The sequence below is a fragment of the Streptomyces sp. NPDC051822 genome, assembly GCF_044452745.1.
In the GTDB taxonomy this organism is placed as follows: Bacteria; Actinomycetota; Actinomycetes; order Streptomycetales; family Streptomycetaceae; genus Streptomyces.
The window spans coordinates 543490-568203 of sequence record NZ_JBITBZ010000001.1 but is presented as its reverse complement, the minus strand read 5'-3'; the positions used below and the strand labels follow the sequence as shown (position 1 = coordinate 568203).

General features: G+C 72.5%; 20 protein-coding genes and 2 pseudogenes. 18 read left to right on the top strand and 4 right to left on the bottom strand.

The features are described from left to right. Positions 1 to 54: 54 nt before the first annotated feature. The 11 genes and pseudogenes from ACIA8N_RS02570 (at position 55) to ACIA8N_RS02520 (ending at position 14534) form a co-directional block, all read left to right on the top strand. Positions 55 to 894 (top strand): helix-turn-helix transcriptional regulator, encoded by an 840-nt coding sequence (locus ACIA8N_RS02570; protein ID WP_365777361.1) that lies wholly within the window; start codon positions 55 to 57, stop codon positions 892 to 894. After that, on the top strand, positions 863 to 1135 hold the full coding sequence (locus tag ACIA8N_RS02565; protein WP_365777359.1) for a DUF397 domain-containing protein: 273 nt from the start codon (positions 863 to 865) through the stop codon (positions 1133 to 1135). Before ACIA8N_RS02570 ends, ACIA8N_RS02565 begins: the two co-directional genes overlap by 32 nt. Before the next feature lie 2 nt (positions 1136 to 1137). Further along, the gene (locus ACIA8N_RS02560) at positions 1138 to 1599 is read left to right on the top strand and encodes a hypothetical protein (protein WP_365777357.1); all 462 of its coding nucleotides are present in this window, start codon (positions 1138 to 1140) and stop codon (positions 1597 to 1599) included. Positions 1600 to 1943: 344 nt separating this feature from the next. After that, on the top strand, positions 1944 to 3161 hold the full coding sequence (locus tag ACIA8N_RS02555; RefSeq protein ID WP_365777354.1) for an RNA-guided endonuclease TnpB family protein: 1218 nt from the start codon (positions 1944 to 1946) through the stop codon (positions 3159 to 3161). Positions 3162 to 3180: 19 nt separating this feature from the next. After that, positions 3181 to 6738 (top strand): annotated as a pseudogene (locus ACIA8N_RS02550) (polymorphic toxin-type HINT domain-containing protein); the annotation flags it as partial. Between the two features lie 10 nt (positions 6739 to 6748). Beyond that, positions 6749 to 7423 carry a hypothetical protein gene (locus ACIA8N_RS02545; protein ID WP_365777352.1) on the top strand — a complete coding sequence of 225 codons (675 nt, stop codon included), beginning with the start codon at positions 6749 to 6751 and terminating at the stop codon, positions 7421 to 7423. 100 nt (positions 7424 to 7523) lie between these two features. Next, a complete protein-coding gene (locus ACIA8N_RS02540) occupies positions 7524 to 8495 on the top strand; it encodes an endonuclease/exonuclease/phosphatase family protein (protein ID WP_365777350.1) in 972 nt (323 codons plus the stop codon). A gap of 54 nt (positions 8496 to 8549) precedes the next feature. After that, on the top strand, positions 8550 to 9437 hold the full coding sequence (locus ACIA8N_RS02535; RefSeq protein ID WP_365777348.1) for an alpha/beta hydrolase: 888 nt from the start codon (positions 8550 to 8552) through the stop codon (positions 9435 to 9437). Positions 9438 to 9558: 121 nt separating this feature from the next. After that, positions 9559 to 11751, top strand: a complete 2193-nt coding sequence (locus ACIA8N_RS02530; RefSeq protein ID WP_365777346.1) for an acyl-CoA dehydrogenase — start codon at positions 9559 to 9561, stop codon at positions 11749 to 11751. A gap of 12 nt (positions 11752 to 11763) precedes the next feature. Continuing rightward, positions 11764 to 12978, top strand: a complete 1215-nt coding sequence (locus tag ACIA8N_RS02525; RefSeq protein WP_365777344.1) for a lipid-transfer protein — start codon at positions 11764 to 11766, stop codon at positions 12976 to 12978. A gap of 89 nt (positions 12979 to 13067) precedes the next feature. Beyond that, positions 13068 to 14534, top strand: coding sequence for an MFS transporter (locus tag ACIA8N_RS02520; protein WP_399415508.1), 1467 nt, complete (start codon positions 13068 to 13070; stop codon positions 14532 to 14534). Between the two features lie 20 nt (positions 14535 to 14554). Here ACIA8N_RS02520 and ACIA8N_RS02515 read toward each other — a convergent pair. After that, a pseudogene (locus ACIA8N_RS02515) lies at positions 14555 to 14971 on the bottom strand (response regulator); the annotation flags it as partial. A gap of 301 nt (positions 14972 to 15272) precedes the next feature. Between ACIA8N_RS02515 and ACIA8N_RS02510 the strand changes: the two are divergent. From ACIA8N_RS02510 to ACIA8N_RS02500, 3 genes are read left to right on the top strand one after another with little or no spacing between them, the layout of a single operon-like run. Next, the gene (locus tag ACIA8N_RS02510) at positions 15273 to 16127 is read left to right on the top strand and encodes a MaoC/PaaZ C-terminal domain-containing protein (protein ID WP_365777340.1); all 855 of its coding nucleotides are present in this window, start codon (positions 15273 to 15275) and stop codon (positions 16125 to 16127) included. A 42-nt stretch (positions 16128 to 16169) separates the two neighbouring features. Further along, positions 16170 to 17246 carry a Zn-dependent alcohol dehydrogenase gene (locus tag ACIA8N_RS02505; protein WP_365777338.1) on the top strand — a complete coding sequence of 359 codons (1077 nt, stop codon included), beginning with the start codon at positions 16170 to 16172 and terminating at the stop codon, positions 17244 to 17246. Between the two features lie 15 nt (positions 17247 to 17261). Further along, positions 17262 to 18206 (top strand): 3-oxoacyl-ACP reductase, encoded by a 945-nt coding sequence (locus ACIA8N_RS02500; RefSeq protein ID WP_365777336.1) that lies wholly within the window; start codon positions 17262 to 17264, stop codon positions 18204 to 18206. Between the two features lie 108 nt (positions 18207 to 18314). Here the strand turns inward: ACIA8N_RS02500 and ACIA8N_RS02495 are convergent, their stop codons facing one another. Together ACIA8N_RS02495 and ACIA8N_RS02490 are read right to left on the bottom strand one after the other, a co-directional pair. After that, positions 18315 to 18443: a hypothetical protein gene (locus ACIA8N_RS02495; protein ID WP_365777334.1), complete on the bottom strand. Its 129-nt coding sequence runs from the start codon at positions 18441 to 18443 to the stop codon at positions 18315 to 18317. 48 nt (positions 18444 to 18491) lie between these two features. Next, complete coding sequence (locus tag ACIA8N_RS02490; RefSeq protein ID WP_365777332.1) at positions 18492 to 19676, bottom strand: hypothetical protein; 1185 nt, start codon at positions 19674 to 19676, stop codon at positions 18492 to 18494. A gap of 228 nt (positions 19677 to 19904) precedes the next feature. On the opposite strand from ACIA8N_RS02490, the gene ACIA8N_RS02485 reads away from it, so the two are divergent. The 4 genes from ACIA8N_RS02485 to ACIA8N_RS02470 all read left to right on the top strand — a co-directional run bounded on the left by ACIA8N_RS02485 (position 19905) and on the right by ACIA8N_RS02470 (position 24048). Continuing rightward, positions 19905 to 20954, top strand: a complete 1050-nt coding sequence (locus tag ACIA8N_RS02485; protein WP_365777330.1) for an iron-siderophore ABC transporter substrate-binding protein — start codon at positions 19905 to 19907, stop codon at positions 20952 to 20954. 87 nt (positions 20955 to 21041) lie between these two features. Further along, on the top strand, positions 21042 to 21860 hold the full coding sequence (locus ACIA8N_RS02480) for a Nif3-like dinuclear metal center hexameric protein (protein ID WP_365777328.1): 819 nt from the start codon (positions 21042 to 21044) through the stop codon (positions 21858 to 21860). Continuing rightward, positions 21857 to 22600 (top strand): zinc ribbon domain-containing protein, encoded by a 744-nt coding sequence (locus ACIA8N_RS02475; protein WP_211270337.1) that lies wholly within the window; start codon positions 21857 to 21859, stop codon positions 22598 to 22600. Before ACIA8N_RS02480 ends, ACIA8N_RS02475 begins: the two co-directional genes overlap by 4 nt. Continuing rightward, entirely contained in the window at positions 22600 to 24048 is a 1449-nt protein-coding gene (locus ACIA8N_RS02470; protein WP_365777326.1) for a bifunctional RNase H/acid phosphatase, read from the top strand. The genes ACIA8N_RS02475 and ACIA8N_RS02470 overlap by 1 nt, the downstream gene beginning before the upstream one ends. Here ACIA8N_RS02470 and eda read toward each other — a convergent pair. Further along, on the bottom strand, positions 24023 to 24706 hold the full coding sequence (eda, locus tag ACIA8N_RS02465) for a bifunctional 4-hydroxy-2-oxoglutarate aldolase/2-dehydro-3-deoxy-phosphogluconate aldolase (RefSeq protein WP_365777324.1): 684 nt from the start codon (positions 24704 to 24706) through the stop codon (positions 24023 to 24025). The two genes, ACIA8N_RS02470 and eda, sit on opposite strands and share 26 nt — an antisense overlap. Positions 24707 to 24714 lie beyond the last annotated feature (8 nt).

Sequence of the window (24714 nt, the reverse complement as noted above, 5' to 3'; positions counted from 1 at the left end):
CGGCTACGGACTGAACGCAACGCCTCACCGCGTGAGCTTGGGGGTGACCTGGCCGTGGTCAACATCCGCAACCTGGATCCGAGTGCCTCGCCGCTGGACTATTACGGATCCGAGCTTCGTCGCCTGAGAGAGGAGGCGAACCTCAGCCAGGCGGAGTTGGGTTCGATCCTCTACTGCACGGCCTCGCTCATCGGTCAGATAGAGACGGCGAAGAAGGTCCCGACGCGCCAGTTCTCGGAGCGGCTCGACGCGGCGCTGCTGACGGGTGGGGTCTTCTCGCGGCTCGTGGGGCTGGTGCTGAAGAGCCAGCTGCCGACGTGGTTCCAGCCGTACGCGGAAATGGAAGCGAAGGCGACGTTCATCTCGACGTACCAGTCGCAACTGGTCTACGGCCTGCTCCAGACGCCCGAATACGCCCGAGCGGTGCTGAGCGTCGAGAACCCTCAGCGGCTGGAGGAGCTGGTGGCGGCCCGGATGGAGCGTCAGCGAATCCTGGAACGGGAACACCCGCCGGTGTTGTGTGTCGTGCTGGACGAGGCGGTGCTGTACCGGGAGATCGGTGGTGCCGAGGTCATGCGAAACCAACTCGCCCACTCGTTGGGATTTCTGGACCATCCGTGGATCCAGGTGCAGGTGCTTCCTTTCGAGGTGGGGCAGCACGCGGCGATGATGGGTTCGTTCAATGTTCTGCGCTTCGACGACGACCCGGACCTCTTCTATGCGGAGAGCTACGACTCGGGCCATATGACCGCCAATCCGCAAGTGATCAGGGAGCGTTCCGTCGGCTACGCTCGGCTGCAGGCCTCGGCACTCTCCCGAGAGGACTCGCCGGGGCTGATCGAACGCGTGATGGAGGAACGGTATGGGCACCAGCCAGGACCTGCGGTGGCGTAAGTCGTCCTACAGCGGCTCCAGTGGCGGCGACTGCGTCGAATGCGCCCCGCTCGGCGCCGCCGCCTGGCGTAAGTCGTCCTTCAGCGGCCCCAACGGCGGCGAATGCATCGAGGTCGCCGACCTCACCGCTCACGTCGCCGTCCGGGACTCCAAGAACCCCGAAGGCCCCGCCTTCCTCACCGGCCCGGCCGCCTTCACGGCGTTCGTGCGGGCCGCCGCCGAGGGGCGTATCGGTCGCTGACCATGGCGACCCTCATAGGGATGATGGTCCTCGCCATCGGCCTGCCGGCCTGGGCGGGGATCACCTACGTCGGACTCGTCCGGGCCCGCCGTGGCAACGACCTCCCGCAGCCCGACCCGCCCCGCCCCAGCCGTACGCCCGCCAAGAAGGCGGCGTGGGTCGCCGGGCTCGCGTACGTCGCGGGCGGTGCGCTGCACGTGTACGGCATGTCCTACCTGCCGTTCCTCTTCCCGGAGGACGCATGCTGGTTCAACGCGGGGCACAAGGCCGTCCCCGACTCCAGCAGCGCGCTCCCCGTCAGCCTGGTGTGCGCGGGCGAGGAGATCGTCCCGTGGTGGGTCAACCCCGGCTTGCTCGTCCTCGCGGTCACCGCCGTCACCGCGACCGTCGCGAGCGTCGTCCTCGCCCTGCGGAGCCGTACCGCGCGACGAGGTCACCGGTCAGCGGATCCCGGTTCCGCGTAACGGACTTCCGGTCAACTCTTGCCGAGCGATGTTTACTCGGGGTTAAGTAGCGTCGCGTGCGTCGGGGACTGACCATCCCGTGCCGACGCGCGCAACGTCATCGGCGGTCGGGGAGACGGCACCGCCACGGGGAAGGACGGCCTCGCCATGTCGTGATGCCGGCTCACTGTGAACGTCGCCCAGGTCACCCTGCCTGCCCTGGTTCACTGTGAAGGACGCCTTCCTTGCGGCTCAAACCAGGTTTGTTCAACTCTCGACCACGCTCATCCACTCGTACGACGACTGCCTACCAGTACGAATGTTCTGATACTCGGCCATGAACCAGCCGTAATACGGTGGCTGGCATGCAGCTTCGGTACAGCTTCCGCCTGTACCCGAACGGTCCCCAGCGTTCCGCGCTGGCCAGGGCGTTCGGGTGTGCGCGGGTGGTCTACAACGATGCGCTTCGCGCTCGTGAGACCGCCCGCACCGCAGGCCAGGCGTTCCCGAAGGCCGGGGACCTGTCCAGGCTGCTGATCACCGAGGCCAAGCAGACCAACGAACGGGCCTGGCTCGGCGAGGTGTCCGCCGTGGTCCTTCAGCAGTCCCTTCGGGACCTGGACACCGCCTACCAGAACTTCTTCGACAGCCTCACGGGCAAGCGCCCGCGCATGGGCGCACCTCGGTTCAAGAGCCGCAAGGACAACCGGCAGGCCGTCAGGTTCACCGCGAACGCCCGATGGAAGATCACCCCGGGCGGGGACCTGTCTCTTCCGAAGATCGGCGATGTACGGGTGAAGTGGTCCCGCGCACTGCCCTCGGTCCCGTCCACGGTGACCGTGGTCAAGGACGCGGCCGGCAGGTACTTCGCGAGCTTCGTCGTGGAAACCGGCACCGGCGATCTGCCCGAGGCTACGCCCGAGGTGGGTATCGACCTGGGACTCACCCACTTCGCGATCCTCTCGGACGGCACGAAGATCGAGTCCCCGCGCTTCCTGCGCCGGGCGGAGAAGAAACTCAAGCGGGAACAGCGACGACTGTCCCGTAAGACCAAGGGCTCCAGCAACCGGGCCAAGGCGCGCATCAAGGTCGCCCGCGCTCACGCGCGGGTGGCCGACGCGCGGCGCGAGTTCCACCATCAGCTCTCAACGAAGATCATCCGCGAGAACCAAGCGGTTGCCGTTGAGGACCTGGCGGTCAGGGGACTCGCCCGTACACGGATGGCCAAGTCCGTCCATGACGCCGGATGGTCCGCGTTCCTCGCGATGCTGGAATACAAGGCCGTCCGGTACGGGCGCACCTTCGTACGCATCGGACGCTTCGAGCCGACCTCTCAGGTCTGCTCGCAGTGCGGCGTCAAGGACGGCCCCAAACCGCTGCACGTCCGCATCTGGCAGTGCCAGGCGTGCGGCGTATGGCTGGACCGGGACATCAATGCGGCGGTCAACGTCGCCAAGGCCGCCGGACTGGCGGTGTCAGCCTGTCGAGCGCGGGTAAGACCGGGACTTGTCCCGGCGCAGCGCGGAGAAGCAGGAACCCCCCGAGACGGTCAGACGACCGTGGTAGGAATCCCCGGCCTTTAGGCCGGGGAGCGGAAGTCAAAGCACCAAGGGCCAGTCGTGGAAGGGCGATGTCCGCGCCGCCTCGCCGCTGAAGAGCCTGACCACCGGCAAGTGCCTGGACCTGAGCGCCTTCACCAAGAGCACGGACACGCGGCTGTGGGACTGCAAGGGCACCAGTGCCCAGAAGTTCCTGGTCAAGCCGTCCGGCCACAAGGGCACCGACAGCCTCTCGTACCCGGAGAAGGGGCAGTTCGACGCGGCGAAGAAGGGCCTCGTCGACGCCCAGGCGGCGGCGAAGAAGCATCTGGCCACGGTCAAGGCTCAGCTGGAGACCGCCAAGAAGTCGGCCGTCTCCTCCGACGCGGCCGTGCAGGCCTCGTACGGCATCGCGGACGCCGCCGGCGCCCCGCGCGGCCGTGGTCTCCTGGTCGGCCAGCAGAAGGCCCAGGTCACCAAGGGGGCCGTCGCCGCGCTGACGGCGATGGTCAAGGCGGGCGAGACCGCCGAGGCCGCGACGAGGGCGGCGGCCGGCGACAGCGCGACCATCGCACAGCGCGCCCTCGCCCAGACCGCCCAGGTCAACGCCGAGTTCCGCAAGGAGGCCGCGCGCACGGCCGAACTGCAGGCGAAGGCGGCGGCCGACGGGGCCAGGCTGCACCGCGACAACGCCAAGAAGGACAAGGAGACGGCGGAGGCCAAGCTCGCCGTCGCGCTGAAGGCGGAGGGCGACGCCAAGGCCGCCGCCGCGGACGCGCACGCCAAGCGGCTTGCCGCCGAGGCCGAGGAGGCCAAGGCGAAGGCGGAGAAGGACACCGCCGCCACCAAGCAGAACGAAGCGGCCCAGCACAAGAAGACCGCCCAGACCGAAGCGGAGAATGCCCAGGACGCCAAGGAGAAGGCCGAAGCAGCCGAGTCGACGGCGGTCGCGCGGAAGAACGACGCGGTCAAGGCGCGCGACAACGCCCGTGACCTCAACGCCGACGCGTGGGACGCCGCCCAGAAGGCGGACGCGGCCCGCGCCAAGGCGGACGCCAAGAAGGCGTACGCGCAGGCTCACGAGGCCGACGAAAGCGCCCAGGAGTCCAGGGCGGCGGCGGACGCGGCCAACACGTACGCGAACAACGCCGAGGCCGCCGCGGGCCGGGCCCGTACCGCCGCGGACGCCGCGAGTGAGGCAGCCGCCGAGGCGGACGCCGCGGCCACCCGTGCCGAGGCCGCCGCCAAGCGGTCCCGCGCGAACGCGGACGCCGCCCAGGCCGCCAAGTTGAAGGCCGACGCCGCGGTGAAGACCGCGACCAGCGCCGCCGCAGACGCCATCCAGGCATCCGCGCACGCCGCCGCGGAGGCCACGGCCGCCGTCAGACTGGCAGAGGAGGCGGAGGCGCTGGCCAGGACCGCCAAGGCGGAAGCGGACGCGGCGAGCAGGGAGGCCGCCAAGGCTCTGGCGGCCTCCGCGAAGGCTGCGGGCTTCGCGTACGTCACCGCTCAGGCCGCCGTGGACGCGGGCAACGCCGCCGTACAGGTCGCCAAGCCCGCCAACGACGCGATCCAGCTCGGCTCGCCCTACGCCACCACCGACTCGGCCGCAGGCCTGGTCGTGCTGACCGGGCAAGCCTCCAAGACGATCGCCGACCAGCAGAAGGCCGTTGCCGACGCCCACGCCAAGAACGCGCAGGCTGAGGCCGCGGCTGCCAAGAATCTCGCCGACCAGGCGGCCGGCGACGCGAAGATCGCCTACCAGCACGCGGCCAACGCCGCCGGACACGCGGCGACCGCCCGCACCTACTCCAAGGAGGCCCTCGGCTACGCGGCCGACGCCGCCGTGGCCGCCGCGAAGGCCACGCAGTCCCTGGCCCGCACCGTCGAGTACGACCGCAAGGCCGCTGCGGACGCCGCAGCCGCCGACCAGGCGGCCGGGCGCGCCGAGGGCTATGCCAGGCAGGCCCGCGACTCCGCCGACCAGGCCGCCCTCGACGCCCAGGCGGCCCGTGAGGCCGCGGCCGCGGCCGAACAGTCAGCCAAGGACGCACGCGCCGCCGCAACCCGTGCCGCCACCGCCGCCACCGAAGCGGAGGAAGCCGCCAAGGAGGCACTGAAGTACGCCAAGGACGCGCAGAAGGCTGTCGACGAGGCTCTGCGCAACTCCGCGAACCAGCAGGTCTCGACCGGCGCGGGAACCGGGGTCGGCGGCACGTGGTACGTCGTGAACGAGGACACCGTCGAGATCACCGACGCCAAGCAGCATGAGCCCTGCGTGATCACCGTCGGCTTCGAGGGCTGCACCACCACCTTCACGGTCACCTTCAGCGCGGTGGTCGACTTCTTCCTCTGCACCGACCCCGAGGCGGCCACCGGCGCGGGCAGCTGCCCGAGGGCCGACACCCTGCTCGTCGAGAGCAAGCGCATCCCGGGCCTGAAGAAGGACGTCACCCGGTATTTCTCCAAGCTGGAGCTCATCCAGGAGACCCTCACCTACAAGCTCATCAAGGCGGTTCTGGTCCAGGACTTCGTCGACTGTTGGCACGGCAGCGCGAGCGCCTGCGGCTGGGCGGCGAGCAACTTCATCCCCGGCAAGGCGTTCGGCAAGGTCTTCGAGGGGATCCGTGCCCTCGACGCGGCCATGAAGACGGGCGTCGGCGTACGTGACGCCTTCAGGGCCCTCAACGCCCTGGATCTGGACCCCGGGACGCTCGCCAAGCTCAACGCCATGGTCAACGCCCACGAGGACCTGTACACCGCCTGCAAGGTGAACAGCTTCCCCGGCACTACCCGGGTGCTGATGGCGGACGGCTCGCAGCGGCCCATCAGCCGGGTGGCCGTGGGGGACCTCGTCAAGGCCACGGACCCGGCCTCCGGCCGGGTGGAGGCCCGCCGGGTCACCGACACCTTCGCGCACGACACCCGGCGGCTGGTGGACATCACCGTCGCCGGCGGAGGGAAGCTGTCCAGCACCGCCGGTCACAAGTTCTACGTGGTGAAGCGTGGGTGGACCTTGGTCTCCGACCTGACCGTCGGTGATCGCCTGCGCACTCCCGATGGCTCCGTCCGGGCGGTGACCGCTCTCCTGGACCGCTCGGGTCTGACTCCTCGCACGGTCCACGACCTCACGGTCGACGACCTGCACACGTTCTTCGTACTGGCGGGTGCCACCCCCGTCCTCGTCCACAACTGCAACGTGGCCCTGGGGTGGCAGCGGGGCGGCGCGCTCGACGAGTGGGCCAGGGCGAACGAGTTCGCCACCTTCTCCATCGCGTCCCCGGCCGATTTCGCCCGGATCGCCGAGATGGCCATCGCCGACCCGAGCGTGACGCTGCACATCAACATGACGGGGCTTACCGAACTCGGAGGCTTCGTGAAGGCCGCGCAGCGCGGTCTGATCGCCGGCGAGCACGGAAAGGCCACGGACTACGAGATGTCGATGATCGCGAGGGCGCTCGTCAACGGCCAGCGCCCATGGAGTTCGATCAACTTCTACACACCGACAGGACCGAACGGGGCCATGGAGCTGGCACCTCGGATGGACATGCCGGACCTGTCGGTGTTGAAGGGGGACATGCCCAAGGTGAAGGGTTCGGTCATTGGCTACTGCCACTGCTGAGGAGGCGGACATGAACTCCATGGATTCCCATGAGGAGGATCTGTACCCGGACGTGACCGCCGCGGGTGGCCTCGCGGCGGCCGCCCGCCAGGCGGCGGAGCTGCGCGGCCGTGACATCGGCATCGAGCCGTGGGAGACGGACGCCGTCTGTATCGATACGGCGAGGGGCTACCTGTCGGTCGACACCGCGGCGGAGGAGCGCCTGTTCCGGCTGCGCGTCCACATTCCCGAGTGCGGCTGGGACATCGGCTCCACGGACGATCTCGGAACGCTTGTGGAGGCGATCGCCGCGTGGCGTGAGGGCGTGCCGTCGGACGAGTTGAAGGCGAGATTCGACTTCCTGACCCTCGACGACTTCACGAGGGCGCTCGAAGCTGGAGAACCCACTGCCGCTCAGTGGGCCGACCTTCTGTCGTCCTCGTACTACGAGGGGCAGCGGAACCTTCTGCGCCGCCTCCATGCGGACGAGGTGCTGCGGAACACGTTCCCCACGATGACCCACCGCGCCGTCCGCTTGCGGGTGGACCCGATGCACTGGATGAGCCGCCAGATTCTGGTGCGCGAGCCGGAGGAGGGACGCTATGAGGTCGTGCGCGTCGGGGTACCCGGGACGGACTGGACGGAGGTACCGGGGGACGAGCTGATCGCCTACTTGCGGGCGGCGCTGTACGACCAGTCGTCGTGACGTCCCGATGACGCAGAATCCCCGCCGGGCGAGCCCGGCGGGGATTCTGCGTCCTGTGCGAGGATGCGCCGTCCGTTGCCGATCATGAAAGGACGTGCCCATGCGCGCGTCGTTCAGAGCGCTGCTCGCCGCGCTCTTCTCGATAGGTCTGCTCCTCGGTGCGGGGACCGGACCGGCCCAGGCCGACGAGGTCACCCCGCGGACCGCGCCGGAGCTGCGCTTCGTCTCGTACAACGTGTGCGGGGCGAAGTGCCCGCTGCCGGAGGCCACCGACGCGGCCAGGTCGGCGTGGGTCTCCGGTCTGGTGCAGGAGATCGACGCCTGGGACACGGACCTGATCATGCTTCAGGAGCTCTGCTACGGACAGTGGAAACTGATCCGCGACGCCCTCGCGGGGCGTACCGGCGAGGACTCCTACGGCACCGTGTGGGGCGCGTCGCTGCCCTCCGCCTCCGGGTGCGACCAGTGGGACCCGGTCGACCGGCGCTTCGGGCTCGCGATCTTCTCCAAGGGCGCGGGCTCGATCGTCGCGGGGACGCGGAGCGTCACGTTCCTCCCCGAGGCGCCCACGAAGGACACGGAGGACCGCATTCTGCTCTGTGCGCGGGCCGAGCTGGACGCCCGCGTGGTCCGCGCCTGCAACACCCACGTCGACCCCAGTGACGCGGCCACGGCCGTGCAGGTCCCCGAGGTGGCGAGGCTCGTCGAGGCCGGCAGGTCGGCGGGGGAGCCCGTGGTCCTGGCGGGGGACTTCAACCAGGTGCCGGGGCACGCCGACATGAACTCCCTCTACAACCACGGAACGGGTTCCACCGGCCGGTTCCAGGAGGCCGACGAGAACGACAAGGAGCACTTCACGGACGTCGACTGCCCGCAGACGGCGGCCCGTTGCCGCAGCGGCGAGGCGACGGCCAGCCCGGCCTGCTCGCCGCACACGGCCGCATCCGCCAAGATCGACTACGTCTTCCTGGGCTACGAGTGGTTCAAGACCGTGCGCGGGGACGCGCTGCCCTGCCCGCCGGGCATGTCCGACCACCACCTCCTGCGCGGCGCGGCGGCCTGGGAGCAGTAGTCCGTTCGAATCCGTGAGCGAAGCGGCACAAGACACCCCCTAGGGTGGCGGGCGATGACTCCCTTACGCGTACACGACTTCGGGGGCGACGGCCCCCAGCTGGTTCTTCTGCACGGTTACGGACGTTCGCTCCACGACTGGGACTTCGCGGCACCGCTGCTCGCCGCCGCGGGTCACCGGGTCCTCGCCGTCGACCTTCCCGGGCACGGAGGCTCGCCCTCGATCTCCCCGTGGACCCTCTCCACGGTGGTCGAGCACCTCGCCGACACCCTCGACGCGCACGGGGTGCCCGAGGCCGTCGTGGTCGGCCACTCCCTCGGGGGCATCGTCGCGGTCGAGTACGCCCGCGCCGACCCCGACCGGGCCCGCGCCCGTGCCGCCGTCGATCTCGACGGCTTCTGGTGGCCGCGTGACCGCCCCGGCGGCGCGCAGGTGACCGAGGGGCTGCTCGCGAGGGCCGGGGTCGTCGCGCCGCCCGGGTACATCGAGGCGCAGGTCGCCCACTCCGCCCGGTCCGGGATTCCCGCCGACCGGGCGGAGGCCGCCGCCCGCGCCGCCGCCCGCCCGCTGCCCGACGGCAGCCGGCAGACGCTGCCGCGGCGGGAGGCGGCGCTCGAACTCGTCGACGAGCTCCACGCGCTCGGCGAACTCGGCGTGACGGCCTGGCTGGGCGGCGTCGAGCGGCCGCTGTACGTGGTCCAGGCCGCCCGGCGGCCGGCGCCCACGCCCGGCATGGAGTGGTTCGACGAGTTCAGTGCCCGGTGGGCGCGCGAGGTCTCCGACGAGCTGGACGCGCTCTCCCGTGACCGGCCGACGATCAGCGTCGACCGGATCGACGCCACCCATCCGATGATCCTGGAGGCTCCGGAGCTGGTGGCGAAGCTGGTCGCCGCGTTCGTCGGGGGACTGCCGCCCGGCTCAGGAGCGCCACGCGAAGCCTGAGCCCCGTCGATCCGTCCGCGCGGACCGACGGGGCCTTTCGTTGTGCGCTCGCGGGACGCCGGCACCACCGATTGCGGATCTGACCTTCCGTCAGAATGGAACGTGTTCTAGTCTGCGCGCCATGGGCATCGCCATCACGCACGAACAGCGGGAGCTCGCCCGATCCGTCCGCGGCCTGCTCGCCCGCGCCGTCCCCCCGGAGGACGTCCGCAAGGAACTCGACGCCCCCGAGCCCGCCACCGGCAGGCCCGGGTACTGGGACACCCTCGCCGGACAGGGCCTCCTGGGGCTCCACCTGCCCGAGGAGTACGGGGGAGGCGGCGGCGACCTGGGAGACCTGGCCGTCGTCGTGGAGGAGGCCGCCCGGGCGCTGCTCCCGGGGCCGTACCTCTCCTCAGTCCTCGCCGCCGAGGTGCTGCACCGGGGCGGCCTCAAGGAGTTGGCGGGCGAGATCGCCTCCGGCGAGCGGATCGGCGCCGTGGCCCTCGCGGACACCGGCTCCCTCACCGCCGTCCGTACCGCCGACGGGTACCTCCTCGACGGCACCGCGCCCCCCGTCCTCGGCGGCGCCCAGGCCGACCTGGTGATCCTGCGGGCCGCCACTCCCGCCGCCGACTCCGCCGCCGACTCCGCCGCCGACGGCGCCGTCTGGCTCGTCGTGGACGCCGCCGGGCTCCTCGTGCGGCCTCACGCCGGTGCCGACCCCACCCGGTCCACCGCCGAGGTCACCGCCAGGTCCCTCCCTGTCCCCGCCGCTCGCCGGCTCACCGCCGACCCCGCCCTCGTCCACGACCTCGCCGCCGTCCTCCTCGCCGCCGACGCCTGCGGCACCGCCGCCCGCGCCGTCGACACCGCCGCCGAACACGCCCGTACCCGCGAGCAGTTCGGTCGGCCCATCGGACAGTTCCAGGGCGTCAAACACCTCTGCGCCGACATGCTCGTCCGGCTCGAACAGGCCCGCGCCCTCACCTGGGACGCCGCCCGCGCCACCCGCAGCGAGGCCCGGTCGCTCACCGCCGCGCTCGCCGCCGCCACCGCCCTCGACACCGCGTACACCTGCGCCAAGGACTGCATCCAGATCCTCGGCGGCACCGGCTTCACCTGGGAACACGACGCCCACCTCCTGCTCCGCCGCGCCGTCGTCGCCCGCCAGCTCCTCGGCACGGGCGACCACCACCGCCTCGCCGCCCTCCGGCACGCCGCCGCCGGCGTCCGCCGCGGTCTCCGGCTCGACCTGCCGCCCGAGGCCGACGCCTACCGCGCCGCCGCCCGCGAGGCCCTCGCCCCCGCCGCCGGACTCGAACCCGCCGCCGCCCGGCGCGTCCTCGCCCCCACCGGGTACGTGGCCCCGCACCTCCCGGAGCCGTACGGACTCGGCGCGGGGCCCCTCCAGCAGCTCGCCGTCCAGCGGGAGATGGACGAGGCCGGCATAGGAGTCTCCGGGCTCGGCATCGGCGCCTGGGTCGTTCCCTCGCTCCTCGCCCACGGCACCCCCGCCCAGCAGGCCGAGCACCTCGGCCCGACCCTTCGCGGCGAGCGCCTCTGGTGCCAGCTCTTCTCCGAACCCGGCGCCGGCTCCGACCTCGCCTCCCTCCGCACCCGCGCCGAACGCACCGACGACGGGCGCTGGCGGATCAACGGCCAGAAGGTGTGGACGAGCGCCGCCCAGTGGGCCCACCACGGCATCCTGCTCGCCCGTACCGACCCCGCCGCCCCCAAGCACCAGGGGCTCAGCTACTTCCTCGTCGACATGCGGAACACCCCCGGGATCGACGTACGGCCGCTCAAGGAGATCACCGGGGAGTCCCTCTTCAACGAGGTCTGGTTCGACGACGCGGTCCTCCCCGCCGACGCCGTCGTCGGCGAGGTCGGCGACGGCTGGCGGGTCGCCCGCAACACCCTCGGCAACGAACGCGTCCACATGGCCGACCAGGTCGTCTTCGACAGCGGCCTCGAAGCCCTCATCGAACGCGCCGCGCCGCACGACGGCTCCGTGCGCGTACGGGTCGGGGCCCTCCTCGCCGAGGCGCACGCGCTCGCGTGCATCGGCCTGCGCACCACCCTGCTCCAGGTGTCCGGGCTCGAACCGGGCGCGGGCGCCAGCGTCCGCAAGCTCGTCCAGACCCTCCACCAGCAGAAGGTCGCCGAACTCACCCTCGAACTCCTCGGCCCCGAAGGCGCCGTGCGCGAGGGCCCCGGCGAACGGGCCGTCCACGGGCTCCTCATGTCCCGCTGCCTCACGATCGCGGGCGGCACCACCCAAGTACAGCTCAATGTCGTCGCCGAGCGGCTGCTCGGCCTCCCCAGGGACTGAGAGGGGCACGTGATGAAGGCGTACGTCGTCGGCGTCGGGATGACGAAGTTCGAGAAGCCGGAGACCCGGGACTGGCAGTACTGGGACATGGTGCGCGAGGCCGGCACCGCCGCCCTCGACGACGCCGGCGTCCCCTACGCGCGCGTGGAGCAGGCCGCCGTCGGCTACTGCTTCCAGGCCTCCACCGCGGGACAGCGCGCCGTGTACGAACTCGGCCTCTCCGGCATCCCCGTCTACAACCTCAACAACAACTGCGCGACCGGCGCCACCGCCCTCATGACCGCCCGCCAGTTCGTCGAGGGCGGCATCGCCGACTGCGTCCTCGCCCTCGGCTTCGAGAAGATGAGCCGGGGAGCGCTGGGGGGTGGCTCGGGGGCAGGGGCCCGCGGCGGAGCCGCTGACGTCGGGGGCGCGACCTCCCCCGTCGCGCGGCACTACGGCATCATGGCCGCCGCCCACGGCTTCGAGGCGAGTCCGCCCACCGCCCAGATCTTCGGCAACGCGGCCCGTGAGCACATGGAGCGGTACGGGACGACCGAGGTGCAGCTCGCGGCCGTCGGCGCCAAGAACCACCAGCACTCGGCGAACAACCCCAACGCCCAGTTCCAGGACGTCTACACCGTCGACGAGATCCTCGCGGCGAAGACCGTCCACCGGCCCCTCACCAGGCTCCAGTGCTCGCCCACCTCCGACGGCGCGGCGGCGGCCCTCGTCGTCTCCGAACGCTTCGTCGACGCGCACGGGCTGCGGGGGAGGGCCGTGGAGATCGCCGGGCAGGCCATGACCACCGACACCGAGGAGTCCTTCGCCTCGGGCTCCTGCATCGACGCCGTCGGCCGCCCGATGTCCCGGGCCGCCGCCCGCCAGGCGTACGAGCGCTCCGGGCTCGGCATCGAGGACGTCGACGTCGTCGAACTCCACGACTGCTTCTCCGTCAACGAACTCCTCACCTACGAGGCCCTCGGCATGTGCGAGGACGGCGCCTCCGGCAAGCTCGTGGAGTCGGGCGCGACCACGTACGGCGGGCGCTGGGTCGTGAACCCCTCCGGCGGTCTCATCTCCAAGGGCCACCCGCTGGGCGCGACGGGCCTCGCGCAGACCGCCGAACTGGTCTGGCAGCTCCGGGGCGAGGCGGGCGCGCGGCAGGTGGCGGGCGCGCGGGTCGGACTCGCGCACAACATCGGCCTGGGCGGGGCGGCGGTGGTGACGCTGCTGCGCAAGCCGTAGCGGCGGCGGACGCCCGGCCCTCCTGCTGCGCAAGCCGTAGGACTCACGGCGTATGTACGGGGTGGAGGCCGTCTGCGACCATGACATCCATGTCGCAGACGGACTCCGCCACGAGCACCTCCCCCACCCCCTCCATACCCCCGGCCCGCCCGTGGAAGGTCGTCCTGACCGCCTGCGCGGGCCAGTTCCTCGTCGTCCTCGACGTCTCCGTCGTGAACGTGGCACTGCCGTCGATGCGGACCGACCTCGGGCTCTCGGCCCTCGGGCTGCAATGGGTGCTCAACGCGTACGCCATCGCCTTCGCCGGTTTCATGCTGCTCGGCGGGCGCGCCTCCGACCTCTACGGGCGGAAGGCGATGTTCCTGCTCGGGCTCGGGCTCTTCACCGCCGCCTCCGCCGCCGGCGGCCTCGCCGAGGAGGGCTGGCAGCTCGTCGCCGCCCGCGCCGCGCAGGGCCTCGGCGCCGCCGTCCTCTCCCCGGCCACCCTCACCCTGGTCACCAGCGCCGTCCCGGCGGGAGCCGCCCGCACCCGGGCCATCGGCACCTGGACGGCGGTCGGCGCGGCCGGCGGCGCGGCGGGCGGATTCGTCGGCGGCGTCCTCGTCGAGCTGCTCTCCTGGCGCTGGGTCCTCCTCATCAACGTCCCCATCGGCGTCCTGGTCCTCGCGGGCGGACTGCTCTGGCTGCGCGAGTCCCGCACCGGCGCGGGCCGCCGCCTCGACCTGCCGGGAGCCGTCCTCGTCACCGCCGGTCTCGCCACCCTGGCGTACGGCATCGTCGAGACCGAGGCGGCGGGCTGGACGGACCCGGCGACCCTGCTCACGCTCCTCGGCGGCGTGCTGCTCCTCGCCGTCTTCGTGGCCGTCGAGGCCCGGACGGCGGCCCCGCTCATGCCGCTGAAGATCTTCCGAACGCGGGCGGTCACGGCGGCCAACGTGGCGATCCTGCTGTGCGGTTCGAGCTCCTTCGGCATGTGGTTCTTCATGACGACGTACGCGCAGAGCGTCCTCGCCTACACCCCGCTCCAGGCCGGCCTCGCGCTCGTCCCCAGCTCCGTCGCCGTCATCGTGGGCTCCAAGCTGGCCCCCCGGCTGATGCCGGCGGTCGGCGCGCGGAACCTGGCCGTGCTCGGCACCCTCGTCGCCGCGGCGGGCTTCGCCTGGCAGTCGACCCTCACGGCCGACGGCACCTTCCTGGGGACGATCCTGGGCCCCGGTGTCCTGATGATGGCCGGCCTCGGCCTGGCCACCACCCCGCTGGCCGCCCTCGCCACCTCCAGCGCCTCCCCGTCGGACGCGGGCCTGGTCTCGGGCCTCGTCAACACGTCCCGCACGATGGGCGGCGCCCTCGGCCTCGCCGTCCTCTCCACGGTCGCCGCGGCCACGTCCGGACCCGCCGCCCCCGACTTCGGCGCCGCGTCCTCCGACCACCTGGTCCCCGGCTACGCGATGGCGTTCCGCGTCTCGACGGCCGTCCTCGTCGCTGCGGCGGTCCTGATGCACCTCTGGCTCCCGAAGCCGGCGGGCCGCGGCGGGGCGCGGGTGAAGGGGGCCTAGCCGGCCGCCGGGTCCACGCCGGTCGCAGGGTCTGCGCCCGCCGTCCCGGCGAGTGCCGGGTCGATGACCGTCTCGCCGCGCAGGGCCTTGCGGATCGCCTCGGCCAGCTCCTCCACGGGCCCGTCCTTCACCAGGAACCCCGCCGCGCCGGCCTCCATCGCCCGGCGCAGGGAGCCCGGGCGGCCGAAGGTCGCGAGGATCAGGACCCGGCAGTCCGGGGCCTCGGTCCGCAGGTCGGCCGCCGCGTCCAGGCCCGAACGGCCCGGCAGCCCGATGTCGAGGAGGGCCACGTCGGGCCTGGAGAGCAGGGCGGCGTCCACGACCTCGTCACCGCGGCCCACCTGCGCCACGACCTCCATGTCGTGCTCCATGCCGAGCAGCAGCGCCAGCGCCCCGCGCGTCATGCCCTGGTCCTCGGCGAGCAGCAGTCTGATCATTCCGTCGGCTCCCCTCGTGCGGTCGTCCCGAGTCAAGGGTGCGTCCTTCGGCGGCGGACCGCTCGCGCAGACGCGCTTCCGGGGGCGTACCGACGCTCTGTCTGACGTATCGTCAGGTATGGCGGCCCGGGAGGGTTCACAACCCTCTCCGCCTCGGCTATACATGGGGACCACCGACCTAGAACGCGTTCTAGAACGGCCGCGTACGGGACGGTCCCCGCACGGCCTCGGTGCGGCCGACGGTGCGGACGGCCGCGCCGAGGTCTTCCACCGCACGAGGAGCCACGAGGAGCAGCAGCCGATGCCCATCGACCCCGCAAAGGCCGTCGCCGCCGAACCCCGCAGCGCCGAGATCTCCTGGGACCACAAGGACGTCCAGCTCTACCACCTCGGCCTGGGGGCGGGCATCCCCGCGACCGACCCCGACGAGCTCCGCTACACCCTCGAATCCCGGCTCCACGTCCTGCCCAGCTTCGCCACCGTCGCGGGCGCCGGCATGGGCGTCGTCGGCGGACTCTCCGCGCCCGGCATCGACATCGACCTCGCCTCCGTCCTGCACGGCGGCCAGTCGGTCACCCTCCACCGTCCCGTACCCGTCGCCGGCCGTGCCGTCTCCACCTCACGCGTCGCCGCCGTGTACGACAAGGGCAAGGCCGCCGTCCTCGTCCTGCGCACCGAGGCCGCCGACGCCGAAGGGCCCCTCTGGACCAGCGACGCCCAGATCTTCGTCCGCGGCGAGGGCGGCTGGGGCGGCGACCGCGGCCCGTCCGAGCGCCTCGCCCTCCCCGACCGCGCGCCCGACGTCACCGTCGAACGCCCGATCCGCGAGGAACAGGCCCTGCTCTACCGGCTCTCCGGCGACTGGAACCCGCTCCACGCCGACCCCGAGTTCGCCAAGCTCGCCGGCTTCGACCGGCCGATCCTGCACGGCCTCTGCTCGTACGGGATGACCCTCAAGGCGGTGGTGGACACGGTGCTCGGCGGGGACGTCACCCGGGTCCGCTCGTACCGCACCCGCTTCGCCGGGATCGCCTTCCCGGGCGAGACCCTGCGCGTCCGGATGTGGGCGGGCGAGGGCGGCGTCCAGGTGACGGTCACCGCGGTGGAGCGCGACGACGCCCCCGTACTCGCCGACACCCTCGTCGAACACTCGTAGATCCGTCAGATCCGTCAGATCCGTCCCGGAGGGAGCCGCACCATGCGCGCAGCCGTACTGCACGAGATCGGCCAGGACAAGCTCGAAGTCGTCGACGACGTCGAGGCGGTGGGCTTCGGCCCCGGCAAGGTGCGGATCCGGGTCCGGGCCACCGGCCTCTGCCACTCCGACGTCTCCGCGATGAGCGGCGTCCTCCCGCAGCCCGCCCCCTTCATCCCCGGCCACGAGGGCGCCGGCGAGATCCGCGACATCGGCGACGGCGTCACCGGACTCGACCAGGGCCAGCGGGTGCTGCTCTGCTGGCTGCCCGCCTGCGGCAGCTGTCCCGCCTGCAAGCGCGGCCAGACGCAGCTGTGCCTGGCCGGGTTCATGAACGCCGGCACGCCCAACTTCAAGCGCCCCGGCGGTGACGTCTTCGGCTTCGCCGGCACCGGAACCTTCACCGAGGAGGTCGTCGTCGACGCCGGCTGCGCCGTCCCGATCCCCGACGACGTGCCCTTCGAGATTGCCGCCCTCATCGGCTGCGGCGTCACCACCGGCCTCGGCGCCGCCATCAACACCGCCAAGGTGGAGGCGGGTTCGTCGGTCGCCGTCATCGGCTGCGGCGGCGTCGGCATCTCCGCCATCCAGGGCGCCAAGCTCCAGGGCGCCGCCCAGATCATCGCCGTCGACCCCGTCGAGTCCCGCCGCGAGGCCGCCCTGCGCTTCGGCGCCACCGAGGCCGTCGCCCCGGACGCGCTCGCCGACGCCAAGCAGCGGATCACCGGCGGGGAGGGCTTCGACTACGTCTTCGAGGTCGTCGGCAAGTCCGCCACCGCCCGCACCGCGTACGAGACGACCCGCCGCGGCGGCACCCTCTGCGTCGTCGGCGCGGGCGCCCTCGACGACTACCTCCAGCTCAGCATGTTCGAGCTGTTCTTCGACGAGAAGCGGATCCTGCCGTCCATGTACGGCGGCGGGGACGTGCTCCGGTCGTACGAGCGGGCCATCGCGCTCTGGCGGGCGGGCCGCATCGACCTGGAGTCGCTCATCACCCACCGGGTGCCGCTCGCGGGCATCAACGAGGCCCTGGAGCAGATGCGCACGGGCGTGGCGCTCCGCACCTGCATCGAGATCTGAGAGGACCCCCACGCGATGTCACTCCCCCTGGAAGGGCTGAGCGCGATCGTCACCGGCGCCGGGCGCGGTCTCGGCCGCGCCGAGGCCCTCGAACTGGCCCGGCTCGGCGCCGCCGTCGTCGTCAACGACTACGGGCAGCCCGGCCGCGACGGCTCCGGAGCCGCCTCCGCCGCGCCCGCCGTGGAGGTCGCCGCGGAGATCCGCGCGGCGGGCGGCCGGGCGGTCGCGCACCTCGGCGACGTCTCCGACTTCGAGACCGCGCGGGCTTTGGTCGACCTGGCCGTCGCCGAGTTCGGGAAACTGGACGTCCTGGTCAACAACGCGGGCATCCTGCGCGACCGGATGGTCTTCTCGATGAGCGAGGACGAGTGGGACTCGGTCGTACGGGTCCACCTCAAAGGCCACTTCAACACCACCCACTTCGCCGCCGTCCACTGGCGCGGCCGCGCCAAGGCCGGGGAGGCCGGCGTCTACGGCCGGATCGTCAACACCTCCTCCGAGGCCTTCCTCGCGGGCTCGGCCGGTCAGCCCAACTACGCGGCGGCCAAGGGCGGCATCGTGGGCCTGACCACCTCGACGGCGCTCGCGCTCGCCCGGTACGGGGTCACCGCCAACGCCATCTGCCCGAGGGCCAGGACGCGGATGACGGAGGACGTGTTCGCCAGCTTCGCGGAGCCGGAAGCCGAGGGGGAGCTCGACCCGCTGTCCCCGGAGCACGTGGCGCCGCTCGTCGGCTATCTCGCCTCCCCGGCCGCGTCCGGGGTCAACGGCCAGCTGCTCGTCGTGCACGGCGGGATGGTGGCGGTCGTGGACCGGCCGCGGGTTTCGGCCAAGTTCGACACGGCCAAGGAGGCGTTCACGTACGAGGAACTGGACGCCCTGCTCACCCCGCACTACGCGTCCCGCCCGGCGGGCGAGACCTTCGCCGCGGCGGAGGTGCTGGGGCTGAAGAAGGGCTGAGGACGGGCCGTCGGACGATGACGGTCAGCGGTGGGGAAGGACGAGGGCCCCGGGGAGACCCCGGGGCCCTCGCGCCACTGGACTTACCGCGCCACTGGACCTACCGCGTCACTGCGCGTCCGGCTCGCGGCGGTGGCGGCCGTGCGGGGAGGACGCGGAGTCCTCCGTCGGCGAGGCCTCACCGCGGTGCTTGCCGGAGCCGTTCCGCTCCTGCCCGTGCGTGCTGTTTTCCGACATGGTCGAACTCACCCCGTTGACATCGGTCTTGCTGTGCAGCCCGAGATTCTAGCCAGCGGGTCTCCGGTCGGTGAGAGGCGCCTGCTGCAACGGCACCGGACGGCACACCCGGGGCTCCTCGGCGACCGCCGCCACCGTCACCGGCGGCTCGGGCTCCGGTTCCGGCGGCGCCTCCATGTCCGCGAGCCCGCACGGCGCCCCGGCCGTCACGTACGGCAGCCGCAGCACGCCCCCGGCCGTCCACAGGCCCGCACCGGCCAGCCAGCCCGCGGGTGCGGCCAGATGGCCCAGTCGGCGTGCCGACGGCCGCCAGACGCCGACCCAGCTGCCGCCCGCCGCGTCGATCCGCAGCGCCACCGAGCAGCTCTCCGGCATGAGCACCTGCCCCGGCTGCACCGCGAACGGCGTCACGGCCGCGTCGTCGAGCCGCAGGCACTCCGGGAACCGCACCGGCAGCAGGCTTCCGAGCACCCCCCAGCCGAGCCGGTCGTGCCCCGGCGACGGCGCGTCGGAGCGGATAAGGAGCAGCCCGCTGTCCGGGTCGGCGAGGAGCAGCCGGTCGTCGCTCTCCTCGGTGATCTGCAGCAGCGGCGTCACCTCCCCGCCCCGCTCCAGGTCGACGGCGACGGCCTTCACGGGACCGTCGCCGAGCCGCCGGTCGAGCGCGAGCATCCGGCCCGTACGGTCGAGCCACACCCCGCCCGTGCAGCTGCCCCTGACCTCCGCCACCTGCTCGGGGCCGAAGGCGCCGCCCGCCACCAGCCACAGCGTCGTCGTGTCGGGGCCGACGCACATCGCGTACGCGCAGATGCCGTCGGGCGAGGGCGGCAGCAGCACCAGGTGCTCGGAGCCCGGGGCCTCCACCGCGCCGAGCTGGAGCTCGCCGGTGGCCGGTCCCGTGGGGTAGAGCAGCGAGAACGTGTTCCGCCGCCCGTCCACGCGGCGGGCGACGAGGACGCGGCCGTCCGCGAGGGGCAGCAGCCTGGTGCCCGGCTCCTCCGGCTGGTCGAGGGGGAGCGGCACGGCGTACGGCTCCGGGCCGTCGAGCGTCCACCTCTCCACGTACAGGGCGTCTCCGGCGCCCGCGAGCCGGGCCGCGTACGCGCCGTTCGCCGTGATCGTGAACCCCGTCGGCCAGTCGGCGCCCCCGGGGCGCGCCCCGTCCCGGTGCCCCTCCCGGTGTCCCTCGCGGTCGTCGTCCTCGGCCGCCGTCTCGATGGCACACACTGTCATCGACTCGTCACCTCCGGCCACGAAGCTAGTTTTCGCACTTCCAGCCGAACAACACGAGCAGGGTCACTTCACACATAAGGGTGGCCGTGGGCGTGTTCGCCTGAGGGGTGGGGGCCGGTTGTGCTGGAGTTTCCCGTGATGAGTAAGGTAAGGCGAACCTAAACGGAGTCTGTGGCTCCGGCCGGTCGTGCCCGAAATCCCCGCCAGGACCCGTACAGGAGCCTTCTCATGTCCCTCCGCCGCCGCGGCACCGCCGCCGCCGTCGCCCTCGCCGCCGCGCTCTCGCTCGCGGCCTGCGGCGGAGGCGACACCGGATCCGACTCCTCCAAGGAGGACACGACCAAGGGCGACACGACCAAGAAGAAGGACGTCGCCACCGGCGGCAAGGACTTCGGCGACGCGGCGGCCAAGACCGCGGCCATGGGCACCGACGCCAAGGCGGGCCAGTTCCCCCGCACCCTGACGCACGCCCTCGGCAAGACCGAACTGAAGGCCGCCCCCAAGCGGGTCGTCGTCCTCGACGTCGGCGAGCTCGACAACGTGGTCTCCCTCGGCTTCCAGCCCGTCGGCTACGCCCCCTCCGAGGGCGACGACGGCATCCCCGGCTACCTCGCGAAGAACGCCGGTGCCCCGAAGTCCGTCGGCACCATCAACAACCTCAACCTGGAGGCCATCGCCAACCTCCAGCCCGACCTGATCCTCGGCAGCCAGCTCCGCGCCGCGGACAAGTACGACGAGCTGTCGAAGATCGCGCCGACCGTGTTCTCCATCCGTCCGGGCTTCACCTGGAAGGAGAACTACCTCCTCAACGCCGCCGCGCTCGACAGGACCGCCGAGGCGAAGGAGAAGCTCGCCGCGTACGAGACGAAGGCGAAGCAGCTCGGCGCCGACATCGGAACGAACAAGCCGACCATCTCGATGGTCCGCTACCTCCCGGGCAAGATCCGCCTCTACGCCAAGGCGTCCTTCATCGGCACGATCCTCGAGGACGCGGGCCTGCCGCGGCCCAAGAACCAGCAGATCGACGAGCTGGCCGCCGAGATCAGCCCCGAGAAGATCGACGAGGCCGACGCCGACTGGATCTTCACCGGCGTGTACGGCGACGCCAAGGCCACCAAGAAGGACACCGCCCAGGCCAACCCGCTCTGGAAGAACCTCAAGGCGGTCAAGGCCGGCCAGGCCAAGGACGTCCCGGACGAGACCTGGTACCTCGGCCTCGGCGTGACCGCGGCGAACAGCGTCCTCGACGACCTGCGCGCGGACCTCGTCGAGAAGTAGTCGCAGGCCCCTGGCCCGCGGGTTGTCCCCAGTGGGTTGTCCACAGGCCAGAACGGTGGGGCACGTGAGGAAGGTAGCCTTTCCTCCGTGCCCCGTCTGTCTGAAGTAACCGCCGCGCTCGACGCCCTCTGGCCGCCCGAGCGGGCCGAGTCGTGGGACGCCGTCGGCACCGTCTGCGGCGACCCCGACGCCGAGGTCACCCGCGTCCTCTTCGCCGTCGACCCCGTGCAGGAGATCGCCGACGAGGCCGTCGCCCTCGGCGCCGACCTGATCGTCACCCACCACCCGCTCTACCTGCGCGGTACGACGACGGTCGCGGCCGGCCACTTCAAGGGCCGCGTCGTGCACGGACTCATCAAGCACGACATCGCCCTCCACGTCGCGCACACCAACGCCGACACCGCCGACCCCGGCGTCTCCGACGCCCTCGCCGGCGCCCTCGACCTCCGCGTCACCGGCCCCCTCGTGCCCGAGAACAACCTCGGCCGGATCTGCGAGCTGGACCGCCCCGAGACGCTCGCCGAGTTCGCCGCCCGCGCCGCCGCGCGGCTGCCCGCCACCGCGCAGGGCGTCAGGGTCGCCGGAGACCCCGGCATGTCCGTCCGCCGCGTCGCCGTCAGCGGCGGCTCCGGCGACAGCCTCTTCGACGCCGTGCGGGCCGCGGGTGTGGACGCCTTCCTCACCGCCGACCTGCGCCACCACCCCGTCTCCGAGGCCACCCAGCACTCTCCGCTCGGGCTCGTCGACGCCGCCCACTGGGCCACCGAATGGCCCTGGTGCGAGCAGGCGGCCGCACAGCTCGACGAGATTTCCGACCGTCACGGCTGGGACCTGCGCGTCCACGTCTCGAAGACGGTCACCGACCCCTGGTCCTTCCACCACACCTCCCCTGGAGCCCCCAACTGAACGCCGCGCCCGCCGATCAGATCCGCCTCCTCGACGTCCAGGCCCTGGACGTCCGCCTCCAGCAGCTCGCCCACAAGCGCGGCTCGCTGCCCGAGCACGCCGAGCTGGAGTCGCTCTCCAAGGACCTCACCCAGCTGCGCGACCTCCTCGTCGCCGCGCAGACCCAGGAGAGCGACTGCGGCCGCGAGCAGACCAAGGCCGAGCAGGACGTCGACCAGGTCCGTCAGCGCGCCACGCGCGACCAGCAGCGCCTCGACTCCGGCGCCGTCTCCTCCCCGAAGGACCTGGAGAACCTCCAGCGCGAGATCGTCTCGCTCGCCAAGCGCCAGGGCGACCTGGAGGAGATCGTCCTCGAGGTCATGGAGCGCCGCGAGGCCATCCAGGAGCGCCTGACCGAGCTGACCGAGCGGGTCTCCGCCGTCCAGGCCAAGACCGACGCCGCCACCGCCCGGCGCGACGCCGCCGAGGCGGAGCTCGACGCCGAGGAGGCCTCCGTGGCCAAGGAGCGCGAGCTGATCGCGGGCTCCGTCCCGGCCGACCTGCTCAAGCTGTACGAGAAGCTGCGCGAGCAGCAGGGCGGCGTCGGCGCGGCCCGGCTCTACCAGCGCAAGTGCGAGGGCTGCCACATCGAGCTCAACATCACCGAGCTGAACGACGTCCGCGCCGCCGCCCGTGACGCGGTCGTCCGCTGCGAGAACTGCCGCCGCATCCTCGTCCGCACCTCGGAGTCCGGTCTGTAATGTCCGTTCCTCCGTCTTCGCGCGAGCTGATCGTCGAGGCCGACGGGGGCTCCCGGGGCAACCCGGGACCCGCTGGCTACGGGGCGGTCGTCCTGGACCCCGCCACGGGCGAGACGCTCGCGGAGGCGGCCGAGTACATCGGCGTGGCGACGAACAACGTCGCCGAGTACAAGGGCCTGGTGGCGGGCCTGAAGGCGGCCCGGGCGCTGTTCCCCGACGCCACCGTCCACGTCCGCATGGACTCCAAGCTGGTCGTCGAGCAGATGTCCGGCCGCTGGAAGATCAAGCACCCGGACATGAAGCCGCTCGCCGCCGAGGCCGGCCGGGTCTTCCCGGCGGGCCGGGTCCGCTACGAGTGGATCCCGCGCGAGCGCAACAAGCACGCGGACCGGCTCGCGAACGAGGCGATGGACGCGGGCAAGCTGGGCCGCCGCTGGGAGCCGTCCGCCTCCACGGCCGGCCTCGACGCCATGGCCGCCCGCAACGCCGCGACTCCGGCGGGCCCGCCGGGTGACGCGACGGCGGGCGCGGCCCGCGCGAGGGCGGCGCTGGGGGCACGGCCGGCCGCCGGGACCGGCACGAGCGTGACGGGGACCGGAACGGCCGCCTGGCCCAGCACGGCGTCCCGGCCGTCCACCCCCGGCGACCTGCCGGACGAGGGCCTGTTCACGGAGGAGGCCCTCGGGGCCCCGGGCGACTTCGGGGCCACGGGGGACTTCGAGGCCGAGGCGGGCACGAGGTCCGCGACGCCCGCCGTTCCCGAGCGAGCGGCCACCGCCACCGTCCCCGCCGCCCCCGGGCAGGGCTGGACCGGACCCGACATGGGTGCGCCCGCGACCTTCGTGCTGCTGCGGCACGGGGAGACCGCGCTGACGCCCGAGAAGCGTTTCTCCGGCAGCGGGGGCACCGACCCCGAGCTCTCGGCGGCCGGGCAGCGGCAGGCCGAGGCCGTCGCGGAGGCGCTGGCCGCGCGCGGCACGATCCAGGAGATCGTCAGTTCGCCGCTCACCCGGTGCCGGCAGACCGCCGCCGCCGTCGCCGCCCGCCTCGGACTCGACGTCCGTGTCGATCAGGGGCTGCGCGAGACCGACTTCGGCGCGTGGGAGGGCCTGACCTTCGGCGAGGTGCGGGAGCGGTATCCCGAGGACCTCGACGCCTGGCTGGCCTCGCCGAAGGCCGCGCCGACCGGCGGGGGCGAGAGCTTCGCCACCGTCGCCCGGCGGGTCGCCGCGACCCGCGACCGGCTGACCGCCGCCCACGCGGGCCGCACCGTCCTCGTCGTCACCCACGTCACGCCGATCAAGACCCTGGTCCGGCTCGCGCTCGGCGCCCCGCCGGAGTCCCTGTTCCGGATGGAGCTGTCGGCGGCGTCGATCTCGGCGGTGGCCTACTACGCCGACGGCAACGCGTCCGTACGCCTTCTCAACGACACCTCGCACCTGCGCTGACCCCCGTGAGGCGGGACGCCTCGCGCGCCAGGGACTCGACGCGGGCCCAGTCGCGGGCCGCGAGGGCGTCGGGCGGCAGCATCCACGTGCCGCCGACGCAGCCGACGTTCGGCAGGGACAGGTAGGCCGGGGCGGTGGCGAGGGAGACGCCGCCGGTCGGGCAGAAACGGGCCCGGGGGAGCGGCCCCGCCAGGGACTTCAGGTACGGGACGCCGCCCGCCGCCTCGGCCGGGAAGAACTTCATGGTGTCCACCCCCCGTTCGAGCAGCGCCACGACCTCCGAGGCCGTCGACACCCCCGGCAGGAACGGCACGCCCGAGTCCCGCATCGCGCCGAGGAGCCGGTCGGTCCACCCCGGGCTGACCAGGAACCGGGCGCCCGCGCCGACCGCGTCCGCGACGCCGGCCGCCGACACGACCGTCCCCGCGCCGACAACCGCGTCCGGCACCTCGGCCGCGACGGCCCGGACGGCGTCCAGCGCGGCCGGGGTGCGCAGGGTGATCTCGATGAGCGGCAGACCGCCCGCCACCAGCGCCCGCGCCAGGGGCACGGCGTCGGCGGCGTCCTCGACCACGACGACCGGGACGACGGGGACGGGAGCGGGGCCGGCTTCCGGGGCAAGGCCGCCAGGCACGGCAAGGTCGAACACGCTCGTCATGGCATCAT